We start from the raw sequence: 22,010 nt of genomic DNA, 5'->3' as shown, positions 1-22,010 counted from the left end.
GCTACGTTCCTCCGTTCCCTTGCCGGCCGTCGAGTACGACCCGCATCGGAACGGTACGGACCGGGTAGGTGCCGAGAAATCCCCCTGGAGTGCTGCCTTCGGCGTAGCGCCGCAAGGTTAGGCCAGCCGCACCTTCACCCACCAGGGCGGCGTCCAGGCTCGGCCGATGATCAAGATCTGCCCCCTCATACGGTACGAATCGCCACAAGCCAACCGCCGCCTTGGCGATGATCGTGCCGGGGCCGCCGTCAGCCACGTACCCCACGCACACCGCGCGCCGAACCTGTCCCGACCTCGCCCGCGCCAGGGGCGACCAGCCCGCTCTCGTACGCGAAGACGACCGCCTGCGCACGGTCGCGCAGGTCCAGCTTGGTGAAGATCCGGCCCACGTGTGTCTTGACGGTCTGCTCCGCGACCACGAGGTGGGTGGCGATCTCGGTGTTGGAGCAGCCGCGGGCGATGAGGGTGAACACCTCCCGTTCGCGGGCGGTCAGCGTGGCGAGCCGCGGCGAGCGGGTACGCACGGCCGGCCTGGCGCGGGCGAACTCCTCGATGAGCCGCCGGGTCACCGTCGGCGCGAGCAACGCCTCTCCGGCGGCCACGACGCGGACGGCACCGATGAGGTCCGCCGGTGGAGCGTCCTTGAGCAGGAACCCACTCGCGCCCGCCCGAAGCGCCTCGTACACGTAGTCGTCGACGTCGAACGTCGTGAGCATCAGGACCCGCGGCCGGTGCTCGACGCCACGGGGAGGGTCGAGGAGTTGCCGGGTCGCCTCGAGCCCGTCGAGCTCAGGCATCCGGATGTCCATGAGGACGACGTCAGGACGCAGCCGTCGCGCCATCGCCACCCCGGAGCCGCCGTCACCGGCGTCACCGACCACCTCGAGGTCGGGTTGCGCGGCGAGGAGCGCGGCGAAGCCTGCCCTGACCATCGCCTGGTCGTCGACGATGAGTACCCGGATGTTCACCTTCCCCTCCGTTCGCCGATGGATCGGCCGCCGGAGGTGGCCCGCTGGAAGCTGGTCTCCTCGTTGACCGCCCTCGTCCCGCCAGCGTTGCCGGAAACTCGGCTCCCCACGACCTCCCCGTCCGCCGGCGCGGACCGGTCGGTGGCCGGACGCAGCGGCAAGGTCGCCTTGACGGCGAAACCGCCGCCCGCGCGCGGGCCGGTCTCGAGATCGCCACCGAGGATCTGGACACGTTCCCGCATCCCGGCCAGCCCGTGACCGGCCCGTGGCGCCTCCACGGGGGCGACCGGCTCAGGCGGCTGGTCGTTTTCGACGGCGACGACCAGCCCACCGTCGTCGCATCTCATGCCGACGCGAGTCGTCGCACCCGGGCTGTGGCGTACGACGTTGCTCAGCGCCTCCTGCACGATGCGGTACGCCGTCAGGCCGACCAGCTCAGGCAGGCCGGGTGGCACGGAGTCGACCGCGAGGCTTACCGGCGTACCCGCCCGGATCGTCGCGTCGACGAGCTGAGCGAGATCGTCGACCCCGGGTTGCGGGGTACGCGGCCGGTCGTCGTCCTCGTCGCGGAGGACCCGCAGGAGCCGGCGCATCTCGGTCATCGACTCCCGCGCCGCCCGACCGATCGACGCGAACTCCTCCCGGGCCGACGGCGTGAGGCCGTCCAGGCGGTACTCCGCGGTCGAGGACTGCACGGCGATCATCGACATGTGGTGCGCCACGATGTCGTGCATCTCGCGCGCGATGCGAGCGCGTTCCTCAAGCAGGAGCCGGCGCGAGCGTTCGCCCTCGGTGAGGCGTTCCTCCTCGGCGAGGCGCACCTGGGCCCGCTCCCAGAGCCGCACCGACGTGCCCACGACGAGCGCGAACGCCGACAGCAGGGTGAACAACAAGACGTCCTGGCCGGCGTCCAACCGCTCTGCCCCGGTGTCGGCGACCACCATCACGGACAGGACGCCCAGCAGCCACGTCGGCACCGCGACCAGCAGCCGGTGGCGACGCGCGACGGCGTACTGCACGACCAGGTAGGCGATCAACGCCGTCGGGAGCAGCGGCCACGGTTCCGAGGGATCGATCGGCCGCACCGCCAACGGCACGACAAAAACCGAGGCGATGAACGCCGACCAGCCGACGAACGGACGGAAGAGCGCGATGAGGACCGGCATCGCCTGCCACACGGCGAACCAGATCGCGAACTCCGGCGCATAGCCGACCAGCTCGTAGTTGGTGCGGGTGAACGTCGCGCCAGCGGCACCGAGGATCAGCGTCAACGCGATCGCGGCGGTCGTCAGCAGGGGGCGACGCCACCAGCCGGTCGTGGTCAATCCCACACCGGCCAGCGTTCTTGCCCGCCGTTGCCTTGTCATCGGCGCCAGCCTAGAGCTCGGGGGCAACCCCAACCCGCACCCAGGGGATGTCCCGTAGCTCCGAGGTATCACCTCGCCACGGTGAGCACGGCCTCCCGTCGTGGTGGTGTTTCCCTCCGTCGTACGACGAGATCGGCCCCACCACCGCCCTAGCGTCCCGGCAGCCGGACCGACGAGTCCGTTGGACGCCACGGGAGGACCCATGCCGGAGATCACGGAACGTTTCGTTGCCAGGTTGTACGACAAGCACGCCGACGCACTGCTGGTCGCCCGCAAGGAACAGCGGGAACTCCGCGCATCGCTGCCCCACATGAAGGCACAACTCGACGACATCGAGGCCGAGATCACCTACCTGCTGCTCCGCGAGTTTCGGCCGAGCATCGTCGTCGAGATCGGCGCCCTGCACGGCTGGTCCACGACCTGGATCCTGCGGGCGCTCCGCGACAGCGGCCGCGGGCACCTGCACACCTACGACCGGGTCGACCATGCGGTACGCAATGTGCCGCCCGAACTGTCGGCGCGGCGGTGGACGTTCGTGCACGGTGATGTCCGCGGACATGTCGATCGGCTGCCGTACGGCATCGGCTACCTGTTCATCGACGCAGCGCACAGCGGTCGGTCCGCCCGGTGGTATCTCGACCGGCTCCTGCCGCGGGTCGCACCCGAGACGCCGGTGAGTGTGCACGACGTGTTCCACGGCAGGAGGCCCTGGCCGTTCAGCGAGGGAGCGGTGCTGGTCCGGCGGCTCGCCGACCGAGGGATGCCGTTCTTCACGGCGGCGCGGGCGAAGGCGCCGGACACCCATGCCCGACTGGACGGGCACCGGGTCCGACTGGGCCTCGTCGAGCCGATCGGCACACGTACCGCCAACCCCATGGTGTTCTTCCGCGCCGGCCAGGTCCGGCCCCCTGCGCCGCGATGAGCAGGTCACGGGGTTCGCCCGTGGCGGGGACGAGCCCGTCGCGGGACGGCCCCTGTCGCGGGGGATCGGTCCCGTCGTACGGTCGAGTGTCGGCAGTTCGCGATCGTCCGGTGGACCACTGGTCCGCCTTGACCGGCGGAGGGAGACCTTGTGCGAGTCCTCGTCATCGGTGGGTCGGGCCATGTCGGGAGTCTCGTACTCCCCTATCTCGCCGAGCATCACGACCTGGCCGTGTTCGACCTTAAGCCGCCGATCGCGGGTGTCGAGGTGGAGTACCTTCCGGGTGACCTGCGCGACGTCGCCGCCGTACGCCGGTCCTTCGACGGGATCGACGCCCTGGTGTTCATGGCGATGGGGCCGCTCTCGGGCTGGGGAAGCCCCGAGAACGCCCAGGCGCACCTCGACGTCGCGGTCCCCGGCCTCTATGCCGCACTCGCCGCGGCCCACGACGCGGGAGTCGACCACGCCGTCTACACCAGCAGCATGTCGGTGTTCGCCCTGCGATACGACGGCCGCGCGGGCACGCACGGCACCGAGGATGGAGCACCGGTCGGTACGAACGATGGTGCGCCAGCCGGCCCGCCGCGCTATCCGGACGAGTCGACGCCGCCCGACGCCACCGATTTCTACGGCCTGGCGAAGCGGCTCGGCGAGGAGGTCTGTCGCAACGCCGTCGCCGCCTGGGGTATGAGCGTGGTCGCCCTTCGACTCTGCCATCCGACGGCCGACGCCGAGTTCCCACGGACCGAGAGCCCGATCCGGCAGACCATCTGTACGTCCGCTCGGGACACTGCGGCGGCCATCCTCGCCGGTCTGGAGTATCGGGGACACGGTTTCGAGGCGTTCGGCATCTCCGGCGACGCGGCCGGGCGGACGGTTTCGATCCGCAAGGCAGGCGAGCTCCTGGGCTGGCAGCCGCTCGACCGTACGACCTGACACGCGCCGAGAAAGGACTACCGATGAAGGCGATCCCATGAAAGCGATACTGGTGTTGTTCGACACGCTGAACCGGCGCTATCTCCCGCCCTACGGCAACGACTGGGTGCACGCACCCAACTTCGCCCGGCTGGCGCAGCGTTCGGTGCGGTTCGACAACTGCTACGGCGGGAGCATGCCGTGCGTACCCGCCCGCCGGGAGCTGCACACCGGGCGCTACAACTTCCTGCACCGCGGCTGGGGCCCGCTGGAACCCTTCGACGACTCGATGCCGGAACTCCTTCGTGGCAAGGGGATCTACACCCACCTCGCCACCGACCACCAGCACTACTGGGAGGACGGCGGCGCGACCTACCACGGACGCTACAACTCCTGGGAGTTCTTCCGCGGCCAGGAGGGCGACGCCTGGAAGGGCCACGTCGGCGACCCGGACATCCCCGACGCCGTGAAACTTGCCCGCGGCGAGACCTGGCGGCAAGACTGGATCAACCGTGGCTACCTGCAGACCGAGGAGGACCATCCGCAGACGCGGACCTTCGATGCGGGGGTCGAGTTCCTGCGGACGAACGCGGGCCACGACAACTGGTTCCTGCACCTGGAGACCTTCGACCCGCACGAGCCGTTCTTCACGTACAAGCAGTACAAGGATCTCTACCCGCACGACTACGCCGGCCCGCACCACGACTGGCCCGACTACAAGCGGGTCACCGAACGGCCAGAGGTCGTCGACCACGTGCGGTACGAGTACGCCAGCCTGCTGAGCATGTGCGACCACTCCCTCGGCCGGCTGCTCGACCAGATGGACGCGCTCGAGCTGTGGGACGACACCATGCTGATCGTCTGCACCGACCACGGTTTCCTGCTCGGTGAGCACGGCTGGTGGGCCAAGAACGTCCAACCGTGGTACGACGAGAACATCCACAACCCCTTGTTCGTCTGGGATCCCCGGGTCGGCCACGCGGGTGAGAGCAGGCGCAGCCTGGTGCAGACGATCGACCTCGCGCCGACCCTGCTGGACTACTTCGACGTCGTACGCCCGCCTGACATGCAGGGCATTCCCCTGCGCGACACGATCGCCACCGACGCCCCGGTGCGCGAGGCGGGGCTCTTCGGCAGCTTCGGCGGTCACGTCAACGTCACCGACGGCCGCCACGTCTACATGCGCGCCTGCGTCGACGAGACGAACGGTCCCCTCTACGAGCACACGCTGATGCCCACCCACATGCGGAGTCGGTTCTCCCCCGAGGAGCTGCGCGACATCGAGCTCGCCGAGCCGTTCGACTTCACCAAGGGCTGTCGGCTGATGCGGGTCGCCGGACGGCCGCAGGTCAACACGTTCGCACACGGGTCGATGCTGTTCGACCTCGAGACCGACCCACACCAGGATCACCCGTTGGTCGACGACGCCGTCGAGCTGCGGATGGCCGGGCTCATGGTCGCGCTGATGCGGGCCAACGACGCACCGGCCGACCAGTTCGAGCGGCTCGGCCTGCCCGTGACTGGCGACGTCGGTCCCGAGCACCTGCTGCTGCGGCAGCAGTACGAACGGGTGACTCAGGTGCGCGCGCCCCTCCCTGACCTCGACGACCTGCCGGTCGGGCGCTACGACCTGCACACGCCGGTGTCGGATCTCCTGGCCGATTCCGATGCGGTCACCGCGATGCGTGCCGCCGTTCCCGGCCTGCTCGACAACCCCCGGCTGGCCACGCTCGCCCACCTGTCCCTTCGGGAGGTCGCCGCCATGGCACCAGGCGTCCTCGACGGCGTGCGCCTGCGTACGCTCGCCACCGGACTGGCGTCGGTCAGCGCACGCGCAGAGCCAGAGCGATGACCTGGCTCACCTGTGGGGCGTTGAAGTTGTCGTCGGACACGAGGACCAGGGTGCGTTCGCCGGTCGGGAGGCGCGGGCCCCACGCCATGCCCTCGACGTTGTCGATGTGGGACAGGTCCAGGTCGGCGAGATCGACCACCAGCCGCTTGCGGACCGGTCGGTAGTCACCGTCGGCGAGGCTGGTGTCGTCGAGGGTGTTGGTCGCGCCCCGCACGTCGATCGCGTAGAGCCGGATGCTGTTGCCGACACCGGAGATGAACGCCCGCTCCAGCACGAGCAGCCGGTGCTGGTCTATCGGGAGCAGTTCGACGACGCCGTTGTCCGCTCCGGCCGTCGGCGGGTCCGGCACCGCGGGGATCGGATCGATGTCGTAGGCGAACTGCCGCACGGGCGCGCCGCTCCGCTTGTCGTACCACGTCAACCGGCTCACCGCACCGGTCGTCGGCGTCGGCAGCGGGCCGTCGTCGTACAGCGGCCCCTCGAGGGAAGCCACGAGCTCCCGGCGGTCGGCGGTCAGCGTGAGCCCTTCGAAGACGGCGTTGCGTCGAGGGCCCTGCTCCCCTGCGCTCATCGTGAACTGCGAGGGCTGACGGAACTCACGAATGTGCCGCCCGCCGAGTGTCATCTGGCGTACCCACGGATCGACCAGCGCCGCCGGTGAGCCGTCGGTGGGAACGTCCCGCTTGCCCTCGCTCGACCAGTAGAGCGTGCGGCTGCGGGGGTCGAGCCGGATCGCCTCGGGATCGGCCACTTCGGAGTCGTCGCTCGCGAGCGGCGGGAACGGCGTGCCGTCCGTGCGCAGGATCCGGGTGGCGCCGATGAAGCGCACCCGTGACAGGCCGTGGGCATCGAGGTCGAGGTCGGCGGTGTAGAAGCGTGCCGGTGCTTCCTCGGAGTCGTCCGAGATGAGGTACCACAGGCCGTTGCGGGCGTCGTAGTCGATCCCGGACAACTCGCCGATCGGCATCCCGTCGACGGCGAGGCCCTTCGGGATCGTCTCCTCGCCGAGGACGCGGACGGCAGGCCGGTCCGGGCGTTCCGGGGACTCCGCCGGAGCCGCGGTCGCGGACACGGCTGCCACGACCGCCGTCACGGCGACAACAGCGACGGCCACGACCAGTCTTCGTACGGCAAAGGGCACGCGAAGTCTCATGGCTCCCATCCAACCGGAGCCCGCCGACAGGTGGCCATCACCCGAGCCCGAACGTGTCACAGCATTCATCCTCCGGACACTCTCGCGGCGCTTGGGCGCTGCGCTCACGAGGTCTCAGTGCAGGCCCACCTCCAGCAGGACGATCAGCAGGCCGAGCACCAGGTTGCCCACACCGGAGGCGGCGACCCCCCGCCTGCGTACTCCCGCGGCCGCCGCCGCGACCATCGCCCACCCGACCTGGCCAGCCACGGCGATCCCGAGCGCCGCCCACGTCACCGCCCCGGCCGGGAAGCCGGCGAAACCGCCGATCAGCGCCACCGCCGCCGGCGGCAGAGCAGCCTCGACCATCGGCCACTCCCTGCGGGCGACGTCACCCACTCGCTGCGCGGTCAGACTGACAGCTTCAGTTCGCGAGTCACTCCGCGAACCGGCTCCTGGTGAACCCGGGCGTGGCCGCTCCCCGACCACGCGTGCGTAGACGTGGGCGGCCCAGAACACCACGCCGGTCCCGACCAGGGCGATCGCCAGATCCGTCGGCGCGAGCGGGGTGCCGTCGGCGCCCGCGCCCACCACCACCGCGGCGGCGAGAAGCGATCCGTAGACGGCACCGGCGTAGTCGGTCTCCTTCCGCACGCGACCGGTCCGGGCAGAACCTGTACGGACGGAACCGGCCACGTCAGCCGGTAGCCACCGCGTGCTGGTTCGGGGTCCGGCCGTCGCCTCTCCCTACGCGCCGCATCTGCCACGCGACACCCGCGGTGAGCACACCGAACACCACCAGCCAGCAGCCGAAGATCACCGTCAGGACGACCAACGACGGGCTCGGGTAGACGAGGACGACGATCCCGGCCGCGATCGCGAGGAACCCGGAGAGGACCGTGAGGCCACGCCCTGGTCGGGCCCGTCCGAAGAACGCCAACATGACGGTGATGACGCCGACGGCGATCCAGAACAACCCGAGGAGAGTCGCCAGCGCCACGACCGTGTGGGTCAGGTCGCGCAGGGCGAGCACGCCGACGATGAGGGCCACCACACCCATCACAGCGGCCAGGACGCGTCCGCCCCCCTCACCGTCTTCCGCGGTGATGGCGTGCGCCACGCAGTACACGCCGAACAGCAGGATCTGCAGGGCCACCAGGATGGCGACCACGCCGAGCGTCGCCCCCGGCCAGACCATCACGAGCACGCCCAGCACGATGCTCGCGACGCCGAGGAACATGACCGAACCCCAACTGTCGCCCATCGCCAACAGCACGGTCGCCATGCCGCGACTCGGGCCGCGGCGGGTCGTCGGCGGACGGCGGTTGTGGTCCCGCGCCCTCGGCTGTTCCCGTCCGCGTTCGTCCTGAGTGGGAATGGCCCCTTCGGCAGCGCGTCGTTCACTTCCGGACGACTGCTGCGGAGATGTCTGTTCCGGAATGTCACGGCGGGTGCCGTGCGGCGCTTCGTCCGAGCCGGGCCGGGACGGTTCGGACGGGCGTCCCGATCCGGTCGAGCCACCCGAGACTGGATCAGACGGCATCGCTTTCGCCCCCTTTTGGTGCGGGTCGCCTTGCGGGCGTCCCCTCAGGTCGTACGACCGGACTGAATGCGTGCGTACGACGAGATCTCCGTTGTCGATCTGACAAGAACCTCATCCATTTTCACGGATCGGCGCCCTCAGGTTGGCGATATTCCGGAGCGAAAATGTCATCCACCAGGGGTGAGTCCGCTGACGATTCGAAGAGGTAACGGCAGGCACGAAGGCGATGAACCATCGGCTGGGCCTGGCAGTCACTGTCACGCTCAGGTGAGCGTCGTATGCTGGTGACAGCGTGAGGCACAGGCTCCGCGTCACGCCACGAAACGGGTAAAAACTGTGGTGTTTAGCGAGGAACTCCAAAGCGCTCTCGGCTGGGACGGCCACCTTCTGCTGCTGCACCAGACGGAGCCGGAGCGGCATCTCGAACTCGCCGCGTGGGTACGGCATGGCCTGAAGCGCGACGAGAAGATCATTTATACCCAACTCGAGGACGAGCCGCCGGCCCGCTCAATTCTGACGCTGCTGGCGAACCAGAACATCAACATCAACGGCGCTCTCCGACGCAAGCAATTCGAATTGCTGCCACTTCACGAATTCTATTCACCCGATGGCCAGCTACCGCTCGTCGAAATGGCACTTGCCGAGGGTTATCGGGCGGTACGGCTGTCAGCTGAGGCCAACGCCGCACTGTCGATTCTTCCCAAGGCGAGGCACCACGAGCTGGAATCCGCCATGGAGGAAATGTGCCGGACCCACCCGGTTTCGGCACTGTGCCAGTACGACCGGGCGATGCTGACCGACGACCGTCTCCATGAGGTGGCATCCACCCATGTGAGAGGCGTCCGCGCGTCCCAGTTGCACACCGGTGGCCAGTCCGACCACCTGGTCCTCGCCGGCGAACTCGATGCCTCGACCTCCGACCTGCTCGCCGCGGTCCTTCGCGCGGCCGGGACGGGTTCGCCCGGTGTGCTCAGGCTCGACCTGAGTCGGGTCACCTTCCTCAGCGTTGTCGCCGCTCGCGCCCTCGTCGAAGGCACGCAGGGCTTCCGCGCCTGCGGGGGCAGGGTGCTGCTCGTCGCGCCACCTACCGACATCGAGTGGTTCATCCGCGCCCTCGGAGTCGACCGGCGCGTCCGCGTCGAACTGGCGGGGGAGGCGGCACTGTGACCAAGCCCAAGCCGTCCAACTACGTACACGACGCTCTGTTCTACGCCTCTGACGACGAGTTGCTCACCGCTGCGGTTCCGTTCCTTTCAGAAGGTCTCGCCCGGGACGAGACCGTCCTGGTGGAATGTCGCGACCACATCAACCGGTTGCTCACCACCGCGCTCGACGACGATCCGCGCGTCGTGTGCTTCCCCCGGCCCGGTTCCAGCGGCCGACCCGCCGGCACGATCGCGTGGTACCAGGAGACCCTGCAAGCCGAGGTTGACGCCGGCATCAGCCAGGTGCGTGGAGTCGGGGAGGTCGACTTCGGTCCCACGCCCGCGCAGTGGGCGGAATGGGCGCGCTTCGAGTCGGTCATCAACCAGGCGTTGGCACGGTATCCCTTGTGGGGCGTCTGCATGTACGACACTCGCGTACTCCCCGAGGAGATCGTGCATGCCGGCGAACGCACCCACCCGCACCTCATGACGACGAAGGAGCGGATCGCGAACCCGCAGTACGTGGATCCCACCGACTTCCTGCGCAGCATGCCCCCACCCGGACCCGATCCCCTGGCATCCGCTCCACCGGACGTGCACATCCCCGACCTCACCAACCTCGCGGACGCGCGGCGGAGGATCCATCGCGCCTGCCTGGCCGGTTCGGCCGTACCGAAGAGCTCCGTGGCGGAGTTCGTCTACGCCATCAACGAGGTCGCGACCAATGCCGTCCGCCACGGGCGCAGGCCGGTGTCGGTCCGGCTGTGGACCTCGCCGGAACGGCTCCTGTGCACCGTCACCGACCACGGCACCGGATTCAACGACCCCCTCGCCGGATACCTGCCCGGTTCCTCCGACGCCGCCGAGCCAGGCCAGGGACTCTGGCTCGCCCGGCGACTCTCCGACCACGTGGACGCGGCCCGTACCTCCGAAGGGTTCTGCGTACGTTTGACCACCGGACGATGACGGGCTATGGGCAACCTGGCCCGTCGCCTCTCAGCAACGTCATCATCGCGGCCGACTGCGGGCCGTAGACGCCGTCGACGACAAGCCCGAATATCTGTTGGAAGACCCGTACGGCTGACTCGGTCAGCGGACCGAAGTCGCCGTCGACGGCCAGCCATCCGCATCCCATGACGGCGTTCAGGTCACGTTGCAACTCTTTGACCGCCTCGCCCTGCGAACCACGCCGGAGGGATCCGATACCTAGCTTGGGATCGGCCTCCCGCGGAGTGGCACGTGGAGGCGCGGGTTCGGACTGCGGCGTCGCCGTCCCGCGGGCCGACGGCGGCCCTGTCCGGGGGACCTGCGAAGGCGGGCCGGGCGTGGCTGTGGCGAGCGGGGATGTCGTCGAGGGGGACGCCGTGCGGTCCGCAGCAGGAAGCGCGCTCGGCGCCCTGTCCTGACGATCGGAACAGCCGCCGAGTATGACGAGGACGCTCACGGCGACCGCGACCAGGACATTGCTCATAATCCCCCCGCCAAAGTGCACGACCGTTTCACCCACAGGTCCGGCTGATCTTGTTTCGGTTACGCCCGACCCGCGGATCCGACCCGATTGAGAACCCCTCGACGACTTCTGGCGTACCGGGAACATCACCCAGGCCTCGAGCGAGTGGGAGCAGATCATGAAGGCACGAAGCGTCACCCGGCTGGCCCTGCTCGGCATCGCGGCCGGACTGGCCGGGCGAGGGTGATCCCAAGACGCCGGTCCCGGCCGAGCCGATGCCCGACACTGGACAGGCTCGACTCGCTCCGTCCGACCACCAGCGCACGCGGAGTGGACGCCTTCGTCGCCTCGGCGAAACGCCGGAATGTCGACGACAACGAAGCGATCGCTCCTTTCGACTGGTCCGTGGAGGCCTACGCGGTCTGCGGCCGCAACCTGCCTGGTTACCAGCACGTCGTCGCCAAGGACGTCGCCCTCGACCAACTGGCACCTGACACCGACGGGCAGGTCCGTGACCGTCACCGGCGTCGACGACACCACCGACGGCGTGCGGCCGGCGTTCCGCAGCGTCGGACGAGACGGGCCACACCGTCATCTCCGAAGCGATGTTGGCGCAGTTGGTCGCAGACCCAGGTCGTACGGCCCCCTCGTCTACGAGGATCACCGCGAAGAACGTCGAGTCACTGTAGGAGAACGACCTCACGGCGGTCACGATCTGCGCCAGCTGACGGTCGTCGCTCAGCCAAGCAGCGGCGCACACGCGAAAGCCGCGGCCGGCAGATGCCGGCCGCGGCTTTCACACGGTGGAGGTGGCGGGATTCGAACCCGCGTCCTTCGTCGATGTTTCAGGACTTCTCCGGGCGCAGCCTGCATAGTCGTGTTACTCGGCCCCGGCGCTCTCGCAGGCAAGTCGCCGACAGGCCCAGCCGCAGTGAATGTCCCCGCACGGCCCCGCGGCCGGTCCGTGCGGGTGAGCCTCCTTCATGAGGCCAGGATCCGGGTCGGAGGCGTCCCCGGGCTGACCCTTCGCGTTAGCTCGCCTTAAGCGGCGAGGGCGAAGTCACTGCGCTTGGAATCGGCAGTTATTGGTTTCCAAGGATCGTTAACGAGATGACCCTGGGTCCTCGGCCCGCTTCTCCTGAAGCGATCGAGCGAAGTCGAAACCATTCACCCCCCTGTTGAGTTGTCAAACCCGCCAAGGACGGACGAACCGTCCCGACGAGGCCCACCATACCGTCAACGCGCCCGAGGATCACCCGCATTCCCGCCGCGTGATCGTCCGGCCCCTGCCGATCACGGACCGGAGCCGTCGCGGCGCTCCCCTCAGGAACGCTGGCCCGCGAACGGGTTCGGGATGGCGTCGAGCAGTTTGCGGGTGTAGTCGTCACGTGCTTCGCGGATCACCTGCAGTGTGGGTCCGGTTTCGACCAGCTTGCCCTGGTGGAGTACGAACACCTCGTCCGCAAGCACCCGCGCACTGAGAAGGTCGTGGGTGATGTAGAGCATCGCGATGCCGCGTTCGCGGACGAGCCCGTCGAGAAGCTCCAGAATCTCCGCCCGGATCGACACGTCGAGCATCGAGATCGGCTCGTCGGCGACGATGATCTCCGGATCCGGCGCGAGCGCCCGCGCCACCACGACCCGCTGTTGCTGCCCGCCGGACAGCTGGTGCGGGTACTTGTCGACGTACATCGAGGCCGGCGAGAGCCCGACGGACTCCAGTAGGTCCGCGACCCGGCCCGTCAGATCGCGGCGTCGGACGTCGCGGTAGTTCGCCAACGGGCGACTCAGGGTGTACCCGACGGTGTGGGTCGGGTTCAGGGCGGCGAACGGATCCTGGAAGACGAGCTGGATGTGTTTGCGGTACGCCCGGAGACCGCGGCCGCGAAGCCGGTCGACCCGCAGGTCGCCGAAGCTCACCGTGCCAGTCGTCGGGCGTTCGACACCGGTGACCATCCGCGCCAGCGTCGTCTTTCCGCTACCGCTCTGGCCGACCAACGCCGTCACGGTTCCCGCCCGCAGGGTGAGCGACACGTCGATCAAGGCGTCGGTCGTGGTGACCTTGAACCCACGCCGGGTGCGGTACTGCTTGTGCACCCCGTCGACTTCCAGAATCGGCGTACGCTGGTCGATCCGGGCCTCGCGGTTGACTGACTTGGTGAAGATCTCTCCCGCCCGAAGCGCGTTCTCACGCAGCCCGTCTCCCCCGGCGTAACCCGCCTCGGCGACATGGCATGCCGCCTCGCCCGGCCCCATCGCCAGCAGCGCCGGCTCGTCGACGCTGCACCTGTCAATCGCTTCTTGACAGCGAGGCGCGAAGAGACAACCGCTTCCGGGCAGCGACAGGTCCGGCGGCCGTCCCGGGATGTAGGCGATCTCCACCGTCTCCGACCGCGGATCGGCGTAGGCGCCCAACAATCCGCGGGTGTACGGATGCATCGGCTCGGTCAGCATCGTCGCCGAGGCCTGGTCCTCGACGATCTTCCCGGCGTACATCACCATCACCCGGTCGGAGACCTCCATCACCGTGCCCAGGTCGTGGCTGATGAGCAGGACCGCGAAGCCATGCTTGCGTTGCAGGGCTCGTACGTTGTCCAGGATCGATCGTTGCACGATCACGTCGAGGCCCGTGGTGGGCTCGTCGAGCAGGACGAACCGCGGTTCCAGCGCGAGGGCCAACGCGAGCGCGACCCGCTGCTTCATCCCACCGGAGAGCTCGTGCGGATAGAACCGCATGTACGACGGGTCGATCATCACGGTCTCGAGCAGTTCGGCGACCCGTCGCCGAACGTCCGACCCGCGGGTCGACGTGTGTTCCTCGATGACGTCGCGGAACTGCGTCTCGATGGTCAACACCGGGTTGAGAGAGTTCATGCTGCTCTGGAACACGGTCGACATCTCGCGCCACCGCAGCCTTCGCAACGCCTCCTGCGAAGCGGTGGTGATGTCGTTTCCCAGGAAGCTGATAGTGCCGCCACTGATCTTGCCAGGCGCCGGAAGCAGCCGCAGGATTGCGTTGCCGAGTGTGGTCTTGCCGCTTCCCGACTCCCCGAGCAGACCGACGAACTCGCCATCGCCGATCTGGAACGAGACCTCCCGCACCGCTCGAGTGGCGCCATAGGACACCGACAGCTCGCGGATGTCGATGAGACTCGACGTGCTCGGCCTCGACTGGACTGTCGTCACCAGTGTCACCCTTCCCGCAAGTGTGGGTTACTCAGGGCGTCCACACCGAAGTTGACGAGCGTCAACGACGTCAACAGGAATGCGATCGCCAGCCCGGGAGCTCCCAACCAGATCCACTGTCCGGTCGACATGGCTCCGGAGTTGTTCGCCCAGAAGAGCATGGTTCCCCAGCTGACCGTGGTCGGATCGCCGAGGCCGAGGAACGCAAGGCCCGCTTCGGCCCCGATCGCACCACCGGCCGCACCGAGAAATCCCGCCACCACGAGCGACATCATGTTCGGCATGATCTCGGCGAAGACGATCCGACCCATGCCCTCGCCGGCGAACTTTGCCGCTGTGATGTAGTCACGTGCCCGAAGGGTGAGAATCTGTGCCCGCTTGATCCGTGCTCCCCATGCCCAGCCGGTCACCGAGATCACGAAGATGATCAGCCAGAGTCCGCGTACGCCTTCTGGTGAGTACGCCGCCAACGTGACCATCAGGGGCAACACGGGCACGACCAGCGCAAGGTTGATGAGGAAGGACAGGACCTCATCGACAACGCCTTGCAGATAGCCGGCGGTCAGTCCGATCAGCAAGGCGATGAGGGTGACCAGAAGGCCGGCAACGAGTCCGACGACGATCGACGTGCGAGCACCGTAGACCAACTGCGAGAGGATGTCGTTCCCGTTGGCCGTCGTACCCAGCGGGTGCGTCGCGCTGGGCGGAAGGGTCCCCGCGAAGTCGCTCACCCGCGGATCGTGGGGCGCCACCAGCGGCGCCAGGAGGGCCACGAGCACGAACATGCCCAACACGATGAGGCCGAGCCGACTCTTCTTGTTGGCCCACAAGATGGTGAGCCACCGAGGCATCCGTGACGCGCGAACCACGGCGGCTTCGCGGGCGATCTCGGCGCTGGACTCCTCAGCCGTCTGCACCTGGCCGAAAGGGGTGGTCATGCCTGTGCCTCCCGTCGTACCCGCGGGTCGAGGATGCCGTACAGGATGTCCGCGAAGAGGTTGGCGAGCAGCACACCGATCGTGGTGAAGAGGAAGATGGTCTGCATCAGCGGATAGTCGCGGTTGGTGATCGCAGTGAAGAAGAGCTGCCCCATGCCGGGATATCCGAAGATCATCTCGACCATGAGCGTGCCGCCGAGAATCGCGCCGAGGCCCAGGGCGAAGCCCGTGACATTGGGCAGAATCGCAAGTCTGGCGCTGTAGGTCAGCATCACCCGACGCGGCCGGAGCCCTTTTGCCTGGGCCAACCGCGTGTAGTCCTCCCCGAGCGTGTGCACCATGTTGTTCCGCATCTGCAGGATCCAGCCGATCGGCGCCGTGAGGAGCAACGCGAGTCCGGGCAGCAGGCTGTGATAGAGGGCGTCATACAGGAAGGGCCACGACAGCGAAGGCTCGATCGCTCCGCTGTAGCCCCCGGCGGGCGGGAACCATTGCACGGAGAATGCGAACACATAGATGAGGATCAGCGCTGTCCAGAAGAACGGAATGGTTCCCAGAAAGGTCGAGCCCAGGCTGACCACGGCGTCGAACTTGGTGTTGCGCCTCCATGCTGCCGCCGCACCGAGAAACGTGCCGATGATGAATCCCAGCACGTGGGTGACGCCCACCAGCACGATCGTCCAGGGCAGCGCCTGGACGATGACGTGCGTCACGCTGTACGGAAAGTAGGTGTAGGAGACCCCGAAGTCCAGATGAACAAGGGCTTTGAGGTACTCGACGTACTGCTCGAAAAGGGAGCCGGTCGGCAGTCCGAGCATGATCTGGACCGCCTTCACGGCGGCGGGATCGACCGCCTCGGTCTGACCGGTGAGCCGCTGGACCATGTTCTTCGCGGGGTCACCGGGCTGCAGGCGAGGGATGATGAAATTCAGCGTCACGGCCGCCCACAACGTCAGGACGAAGAAGCCCAATCGGCTCAAGAAATAGCGCATGCGCTCCCTCTCTTAGCTCGCACTCTCTAGGTCGCACTCCCTTGGCCGCCCTGTCGCGGGACTCGCGTGTTGTCCAGAGAGCACGGCAGGCAGGCGGCGGGCCCGGGCTGTGCCCAACGCTATGAGCACAACCTCGGGTCCGCCTGTGCAGCGGCCAAGTGCCTGGGCGACCGACATGAGGCCGGCCGGATTCCGCCCGGCCTCATGTCCAGGATCCTCAGCTACCGCTGTCGCCCGGGGGCCGCAGGCGAGTCATGATCTCGAGGGAGTCACCCGACCCGGCGTACGGATCCTCCTCACTGGGCCACCCCACGGCATTTTCCGTGCGGTATTCGAACCACTTGGCGCCGTACCAGAGCGGGATGGTCGGCACCTTCTCCACCATCATCTGCTGGAGCCCGTGCACGATCTCCTTCTGTGCGGCCTCGTCTTCTGCCTTGACGAGCTGGTCGAGGAGCTCGTCGGTTTCGGCGTCCTTCCACCGGATCATGTTGGTGGGCGCGGGCTTTCCGATGGGCGCGGTCTGACTACTGGCGAACGGGTCGTGGTAGGCGCTGTAGAGGTTGCAGTCGCCGCCGAACACGCCGAACGCCATGTCGAAGTTGCCGGAGGCGACATCTTCGCCCACCACGTCCGGGTTGGAGTTCTGCACCCTCATGGTGATGCCGATGGCCTTGAGGTTCTTCTCGATGATCTGCGCCGCCTGGATCCAGTCGACCCAGCCGGCCTGCACCTTGAACGTGAAGGAGGGCAGCGGCTTGCCGTCCTTGCCGAGCAACTTGCCGCCAGGGCCGGCCTCGTATCCCGCTTCGGCGAGAATCCGCTTGGCCTCTTCGGGATCGAAGGGCACGTAGCCCTCGTCCTCGATGCCCGGCGCCATCCACTCGTCGTGCAGGGAGTAAGTCAGACCGGTCTGGCTCGCGGTCTCGACATAGCCGAACTGCGGCTTCTCCTTGATCTCGTCCTTGTCGATCGCGTAGGTCAGCGCGCGACGGAACTCAACGTCGTCGAACGGCTTCTTGGTGAGGTTCATGTAGAGGCTGATGTTGCCGCCCGAGGCGAACCAGTACTTGTTGTGCTCGGGATCCTTCGCGACATAGGTCTTCTCGATGTCCGGCACGAACATCGCCGCCCAGTCGAACTCTCCCCGGCTGAGCTGGAGCTTCTCGACCTCGGCACTACCGGTCGGCTTGGTGAACTTCAGCTGCTGGACCTTGATCTTGTCTGCCTGCCAGTAGTCCGGGTTGCGTTCGAGGATGAGCTGCTGTGGGTTGATGCTCTTGACCTTGAACGCACCAGTCCCGACGGCATCCGGGTTGGTGAACTTCTCCACGTCGTCCTGCTTCGCCCAGATGTGCTCAGGAACGATCGGCACGCCTTCGGCAATCTGGTTGAACGTCGGTACCGCGGCATCCTTGAAGGAGAACGTCACCTGGCTGTCGCTGTCCGCGGTGACGCTCTCGAGCTTCTGCCAGAGACCTTGGAAGTCGAACGCCGGCGCGGCCTTGAGCATGTTGAACGTGAACGCGACGTCCTTGGCGCTGAACGGCCGCCCATCGGACCACTTCACTCCCGACCGGGTTTCGACGACGAGAGTGGCCGGGTCCTGCCACTCGTACGACGTACCCAGCAAGGGGTTGGCGTCACAGCTGATCTCGTTGATGTCGAACAACGACTCGAAGGTCCACGAGGTGGTGCTCGTGGTCGGTAGGTACGGATTGAAGATGCGCTGCGGGGTCTCCAGCTCGCTGAACTTCCCAAGGCTGAGCTGGGGGATCATGCCTTTGGCGGCCGATTCCGGCTTCTGCTCACTACCTGGCGAAGCACACGCGGCGCCCGCCACCGTCACCGCAAGTGACAGCAAGCCGGCGACCGTCCATCGTGCCCGAGCTCGTCTATTCACGTAGTCCTCCTGGATCGCTTTGCTAACGATCCCCCGTGGAGCCTTGCATCCCCGTTCTCGTCCGCACCGCAGCCGCAGCTGCCGCGGATCACGACCTGCGTCTCGAGCACGCGGTCGAGTGACGCATCGATCTGTCCCTCCACATGGCGAAGGAGTTGTCGCGCCGTCTCGGCGCCGAGCTCCCGCATGGGTTGGTGGACGGTGGTGAGGCCGGACGCCATGAGCCCAGCCATCGGGATGTCGTCGAACCCGGTGACCGCGATGTCCTCGGGCACCCGCAGCCCGCGGTCCATGACGGCGACGACGGCACCAAGGGCGGTTTCGTCGTTCGCACAGACGATCGCGCGTGGTTGCTCGCCGTCGTCGAGCAACCTGCTGACAGCGATGAACCCGTGTGACTGTTGGAGTCCTGTCCGGATCGGCTCACCAGGGGGTTCGGCCCCGGTACGCCTGTGCGCCTGCAGGAAACCCTGCCACCTCGCAGTGGCGTCCGGTGACCCGTCGGGATTGCCGACGAAGACCAGCTGCTCGTAGCCGTGGTCGGCCAGCAGGTGGGTGGTGAGCCGCGCCATTGCGGCGGTGTTCTCCGTACGTACGGTCGCAACGCCGACCATCGGGCCGCTCGCCAACAGGACAACGGGTTCACCGCGGTCGGTGAGGCGACGGACGGCCTTTTCCGGGATCACTCCGCCCATGACCGCGAGACCGTCCACGCGGTCGGCCATGTCGAGGACCATGTCGACGGACTGCCGCAGGAAGTGTGTGCCCATGATGAGGACACTCACTCGGGCGTTGATGGCCTCTTCCTCGAAGCCGTTGATGACATCGGAGTAGTAGGGCCCGGACAAGCCGGGGAAGACGATGCCGAGCGCAGAGTGCCGACGTTCGACGAGCGCGCGTCCGGCGTGGCTCGGCCGGAAGTGGTACTTGTCGATCGCCTCCTGCACTTTGCGCCGGGTGGCGGGTGACACCTGGCCCACTCCTCGCGCGACCCGCGACACGGTCGCGATCGAGACCCCGGCATCCGCCGCGATCTCCTGCAAGGTCGGACCTCGTCTGCCCATCGCCATCCTGTCGACGTTCACAAGCCGGTCAGGCGGCCGTGTAACGTGTTGCGGTAAACGTTTGCAGTGCAAAGTTTTCAGGATCGTAACGACCGAGCAATGCACCCGCAAGAGGCTGTGAAGGAGCGTTTCGTGATCGAGATCAGCCGCAAGCGCATCGTGATCGACGGTTCACCTCGCGTCCTGCTCGGTGGGGAGGTGCACTACTTCCGCCTGGCCCGCGAGGACTGGGCGGACCGACTCGACAAGCTCGTGGCGGCTGGTTGCGACACCGCGGCGTCGTACATTCCCTGGCTCTGTCACGAGAAGCCCGACGGCAGCTTCGACCTCGATGGCCGGACCCGGCCAGAGCTCGACCTCGGCGCGTTCATCGACATGTGCGCCGAACGCGGGTTGTACTTCCTCGCCCGTCCCGGACCGTTCCTGATGGCCGAGCTCAAGAACGAGGGCCTGCCGTTCCGGCTCTACACCGAGAACCCCGAGACCCACCCGGTGACCTGGGACGGGGCGCGGGTGACGAGCCGCACCGTGGACTACCTGGCGCCGGCGTACCTCGCCGAAGCCAGGAAGTGGTACGCCGCGGTCATGCCGGTGCTGGCATCGCGCCTGGTGACGAACGGTGGGCCCATCATCGGCGTCCAACTCGACAACGAGGTCGGGATGTTGTCATGGGTGACGAACTCCCCCGACCTCACCGACCACCTGCTGGACGACCTCGCCCGCTGGTTGGGCCAGCGGTATGACGCGGACGCACTCGCCGCGCGCTACCCCTTCGACCTCACCGACGCCGCGGCACGCGCCGAAGGCATCAGGTCGCCGCGCGAGGACTACGCACCCGCCCTGATGGCCGATCTCGGCACCTACATGCGCGATCGGTTCGCGCGCTACTTCGCGACGCTGCGGGAGTACGCCGAGGCCGAAGGCGTCACGGGCGTCCCGTTCTTCGTCAACATCCATGGCACCGGACACGGACGCGCCTGGGACTACCCGATCGGCATCAGCCAACTGATGGACAGCTACTCCGGGCTACCCGGCATGTTGGCCGGTTCCGACCACTACCTCGGCGACCTCACGACTCGTAACGCCGCGGACCTCTACCTGATCAACGCGTTCGGCGACGCCGTGCAGGACTCCGACCAGCCGCTCACGTCGCTCGAGTTCGAAGCCGGTGACGGTGACTACGGTCGCGACCTCACCCACCTGCACGACCCGTCGACGATCGACCTCAAGACCAGGCTCTGCGTCGCCCAGGGCAACCGGCTGATCAACTACTACCTGTTCGCAGGCGGCATCAACCCACGCCTCGACATGCCGGTCGGTGACGGCAACGACCGGATCAGCTTCACCGGCGAACGGCACGGCGTGGGTGCGCCGGTGGGGCCGGAAGGCCAACTGGGGTTGACATATCCGCGTACGGCCGAGGTCGTGCACGCGGTGCGCGCGGTCGCGGCGAAGCTCGCCACGATGGACGAGGAACACGACGACCTCGCGATGGGGTTCATCCCCGACTACTTCATGACCGAGTCGGTCTACCCGCAGGGCAAGGCGATGCGGGAGATCGTCGACAACCTCTCCCGGTACCGGTTCGGCGGACCGGGGCAGCTGATGGCGCGCGCGCTGCTGCTCGCCGGCTACCGGCATGGTGCGGTCGACCTGCAGAACGCGCCAATCGGGTCCGAGGCCGTACCCGTTCTGGTGCTCGCGGCCGCGCGCTATCTCGACGGGCGGGTGCAGGAGTCGCTCGCGGCCTACCTGTCCGGTGGCGGGAAGCTGCTGCTCGTCGGCGAGGTTCCGTCGTACGACATGGAAGGTCGGGAGTGCACGGTCCTGCGCGACGCGCTCGGCCTTGTCCCGCAGGGTTTCCGTCAGGGCGACCATGCGTACTTCCTCTCGGTCTGCGCCAGGGGGTGGGCGGCACCGCGCCCGGAGGTGGCGGTCTCCTACGCGCAACTCTTCGACGCCGAGCGCGGTGACGTCGTGGTGTACGAGTACGACTCCGGCCACGGATGCGGCTTCGACATCCCCGTCGGCAACGGCCGGGCGGTCGTCCTCACCACCAGCTATCCCGGTAGCGACATCGGGTTCTACCGCAGTGCCGTCGAACGGTTGGGCTGCACACCAGCCCTGCGCCACGACGCCGAGCGGGCGAGCCTGCTCATCACCTCGACCGCGAACGACGCCGGCGAGCGCTTCGTCCACGCATTGAACCTCGAGGGGTACGACGCGGTCTTCGGGCTGACCGAGAACGGCCGGCCGCTGTTCGGCGGGCATCAGGTTTCGCTGCCGGGACGGCGTGGCCTCATGCTGCCGGTCGACCTGGCGTTCGACGGTGCGCGGCTCGCCTACGCGACGAGTGAGATCGCTTCCCTGCAAGGGGATTCGGTGCGGTTCACTCCGCGTCAAGGCTCTCTTGTCGCGGCGTTCGAGTCCGACCGGAAGCTCGCCGTCGACGGGCCGGCCGAGGTGTGGACGGAAGCCGGTCTGCAGCTCGTCCGCGCGAGGTCCGGGGAGGTTGGCGACGGCGTGACCGTGACTTGGACCTGACGGCCGCCGCAAATGACCACGCTGCCCATGCCTGTCCCGCCGCAAATGACCACGCTGCCCATGCCTGTCCCGCGCAAATGACCACGCTG

General features: G+C 67.6%; 18 protein-coding genes and 1 other RNA gene. 6 read left to right on the top strand and 13 right to left on the bottom strand.

The genetic code is table 11. The features are described 5' to 3' along the window. Position 1: 1 nt before the first annotated feature. Genes ABN028_RS12185 through ABN028_RS12175 form a run of 3 tightly spaced genes read right to left on the bottom strand, consistent with a single transcriptional unit; the run spans position 2 to position 2,335 of the window. Positions 2-256 (bottom strand): hypothetical protein, encoded by a 255-nt coding sequence (locus ABN028_RS12185; protein WP_349327181.1) that lies wholly within the window; start codon positions 254-256, stop codon positions 2-4. Then, positions 249-968 carry a response regulator gene (locus ABN028_RS12180; protein WP_349327180.1) on the bottom strand — a complete coding sequence of 240 codons (720 nt, stop codon included), beginning with the start codon at positions 966-968 and terminating at the stop codon, positions 249-251. Before ABN028_RS12180 ends, ABN028_RS12185 begins: the two co-directional genes overlap by 8 nt. After that, positions 965-2,335: a sensor histidine kinase gene (locus tag ABN028_RS12175; protein WP_349696669.1), complete on the bottom strand. Its 1,371-nt coding sequence runs from the start codon at positions 2,333-2,335 to the stop codon at positions 965-967. Before ABN028_RS12175 ends, ABN028_RS12180 begins: the two co-directional genes overlap by 4 nt. A 202-nt stretch (positions 2,336-2,537) precedes the next feature. Between ABN028_RS12175 and ABN028_RS12170 the strand changes: the two genes are divergently transcribed. The 3 genes from ABN028_RS12170 to ABN028_RS12160 all read left to right on the top strand — a co-directional run bounded on the left by ABN028_RS12170 (position 2,538) and on the right by ABN028_RS12160 (position 6,024). Further along, entirely contained in the window at positions 2,538-3,257 is a 720-nt protein-coding gene (locus ABN028_RS12170) for a class I SAM-dependent methyltransferase (RefSeq protein ID WP_349696668.1), read from the top strand. A 150-nt stretch (positions 3,258-3,407) separates the two neighbouring features. Beyond that, positions 3,408-4,193: an NAD-dependent epimerase/dehydratase family protein gene (locus ABN028_RS12165; RefSeq protein ID WP_349696667.1), complete on the top strand. Its 786-nt coding sequence runs from the start codon at positions 3,408-3,410 to the stop codon at positions 4,191-4,193. A 37-nt stretch (positions 4,194-4,230) separates the two neighbouring features. Then, complete coding sequence (locus ABN028_RS12160; protein ID WP_349696666.1) at positions 4,231-6,024, top strand: sulfatase; 1,794 nt, start codon at positions 4,231-4,233, stop codon at positions 6,022-6,024. On the opposite strand, the gene ABN028_RS12155 is transcribed toward ABN028_RS12160, so the two are convergent. The 3 genes from ABN028_RS12155 to ABN028_RS12145 all read right to left on the bottom strand — a co-directional run bounded on the left by ABN028_RS12155 (position 5,996) and on the right by ABN028_RS12145 (position 8,441). After that, positions 5,996-7,177 carry an esterase-like activity of phytase family protein gene (locus ABN028_RS12155; RefSeq protein WP_349696665.1) on the bottom strand — a complete coding sequence of 394 codons (1,182 nt, stop codon included), beginning with the start codon at positions 7,175-7,177 and terminating at the stop codon, positions 5,996-5,998. The two genes, ABN028_RS12160 and ABN028_RS12155, sit on opposite strands and share 29 nt — an antisense overlap. A 114-nt stretch (positions 7,178-7,291) precedes the next feature. Beyond that, on the bottom strand, positions 7,292-7,810 hold the full coding sequence (locus tag ABN028_RS12150; protein WP_349696664.1) for a hypothetical protein: 519 nt from the start codon (positions 7,808-7,810) through the stop codon (positions 7,292-7,294). Positions 7,811-7,853: 43 nt separating this feature from the next. Then, complete coding sequence (locus tag ABN028_RS12145) at positions 7,854-8,441, bottom strand: HdeD family acid-resistance protein (RefSeq protein WP_349696663.1); 588 nt, start codon at positions 8,439-8,441, stop codon at positions 7,854-7,856. Between the two features lie 594 nt (positions 8,442-9,035). Between ABN028_RS12145 and ABN028_RS12140 the strand changes: the two genes are divergently transcribed. Beyond that, positions 9,036-9,866: an MEDS domain-containing protein gene (locus ABN028_RS12140; RefSeq protein ID WP_349696662.1), complete on the top strand. Its 831-nt coding sequence runs from the start codon at positions 9,036-9,038 to the stop codon at positions 9,864-9,866. Next, a complete protein-coding gene (locus ABN028_RS12135; protein ID WP_349327167.1) occupies positions 9,863-10,810 on the top strand; it encodes an anti-sigma factor RsbA family regulatory protein in 948 nt (315 codons plus the stop codon). The genes ABN028_RS12140 and ABN028_RS12135 overlap by 4 nt, the downstream gene beginning before the upstream one ends. A gap of 4 nt (positions 10,811-10,814) precedes the next feature. On the opposite strand, the gene ABN028_RS12130 is transcribed toward ABN028_RS12135, so the two are convergent. The 7 genes from ABN028_RS12130 to ABN028_RS12100 form a co-directional block, all read right to left on the bottom strand. Next, positions 10,815-11,315 (bottom strand): peptidoglycan-binding domain-containing protein, encoded by a 501-nt coding sequence (locus ABN028_RS12130; RefSeq protein ID WP_349327166.1) that lies wholly within the window; start codon positions 11,313-11,315, stop codon positions 10,815-10,817. A gap of 780 nt (positions 11,316-12,095) precedes the next feature. Further along, positions 12,096-12,469, bottom strand: a transfer-messenger RNA (tmRNA) gene (ssrA, locus tag ABN028_RS12125). A 148-nt stretch (positions 12,470-12,617) separates the two neighbouring features. Continuing rightward, a complete protein-coding gene (locus ABN028_RS12120) occupies positions 12,618-14,480 on the bottom strand; it encodes an ABC transporter ATP-binding protein (RefSeq protein ID WP_349327163.1) in 1,863 nt (620 codons plus the stop codon). 5 nt (positions 14,481-14,485) lie between these two features. Continuing rightward, positions 14,486-15,418 (bottom strand): ABC transporter permease, encoded by a 933-nt coding sequence (locus tag ABN028_RS12115; protein ID WP_349327162.1) that lies wholly within the window; start codon positions 15,416-15,418, stop codon positions 14,486-14,488. After that, a complete protein-coding gene (locus ABN028_RS12110) occupies positions 15,415-16,410 on the bottom strand; it encodes an ABC transporter permease (protein WP_349327160.1) in 996 nt (331 codons plus the stop codon). Before ABN028_RS12110 ends, ABN028_RS12115 begins: the two co-directional genes overlap by 4 nt. 217 nt (positions 16,411-16,627) lie before the next feature. Further along, entirely contained in the window at positions 16,628-18,313 is a 1,686-nt protein-coding gene (locus ABN028_RS12105; protein WP_349327159.1) for an ABC transporter substrate-binding protein, read from the bottom strand. After that, a complete protein-coding gene (locus ABN028_RS12100; protein ID WP_349327158.1) occupies positions 18,310-19,377 on the bottom strand; it encodes a LacI family DNA-binding transcriptional regulator in 1,068 nt (355 codons plus the stop codon). Before ABN028_RS12100 ends, ABN028_RS12105 begins: the two co-directional genes overlap by 4 nt. Before the next feature lie 132 nt (positions 19,378-19,509). Between ABN028_RS12100 and ABN028_RS12095 the strand changes: the two genes are divergently transcribed. Continuing rightward, positions 19,510-21,921: a beta-galactosidase gene (locus tag ABN028_RS12095; RefSeq protein WP_349696661.1), complete on the top strand. Its 2,412-nt coding sequence runs from the start codon at positions 19,510-19,512 to the stop codon at positions 21,919-21,921. Positions 21,922-22,010 lie beyond the last annotated feature (89 nt).

This window comes from Actinopolymorpha sp. B17G11 (assembly GCF_040196095.1).
Lineage (GTDB): Bacteria > Actinomycetota > Actinomycetes > Propionibacteriales > Actinopolymorphaceae > Thermasporomyces.
This window is presented reverse-complemented; position numbering and strand designations above follow the sequence as displayed.

What these genes read in the sequence shown, in the direction of transcription:
- ABN028_RS12145 (WP_349696663.1), bottom strand. Translation starts at nt 8,441, where the DNA reads ATGGCGACCGTGCTGTTGGCGATGGGCGACAGTTGGGGTTCGGTCATG.
- ABN028_RS12170 (WP_349696668.1), top strand. Translation starts at nt 2,538, where the DNA reads ATGCCGGAGATCACGGAACGTTTCGTTGCCAGGTTGTACGACAAGCAC.
- ABN028_RS12160 (WP_349696666.1), top strand. Translation starts at nt 4,231, where the DNA reads ATGAAAGCGATACTGGTGTTGTTCGACACGCTGAACCGGCGCTATCTC.
- ABN028_RS12110 (WP_349327160.1), bottom strand. Translation starts at nt 16,410, where the DNA reads ATGCGCTATTTCTTGAGCCGATTGGGCTTCTTCGTCCTGACGTTGTGG.
- ABN028_RS12130 (WP_349327166.1), bottom strand. Translation starts at nt 11,315, where the DNA reads ATGAGCAATGTCCTGGTCGCGGTCGCCGTGAGCGTCCTCGTCATACTC.
- ABN028_RS12115 (WP_349327162.1), bottom strand. Translation starts at nt 15,418, where the DNA reads ATGACCACCCCTTTCGGCCAGGTGCAGACGGCTGAGGAGTCCAGCGCC.
- ABN028_RS12175 (WP_349696669.1), bottom strand. Translation starts at nt 2,335, where the DNA reads ATGACAAGGCAACGGCGGGCAAGAACGCTGGCCGGTGTGGGATTGACC.
- ABN028_RS12155 (WP_349696665.1), bottom strand. Translation starts at nt 7,177, where the DNA reads ATGAGACTTCGCGTGCCCTTTGCCGTACGAAGACTGGTCGTGGCCGTC.
- ABN028_RS12100 (WP_349327158.1), bottom strand. Translation starts at nt 19,377, where the DNA reads ATGGGCAGACGAGGTCCGACCTTGCAGGAGATCGCGGCGGATGCCGGG.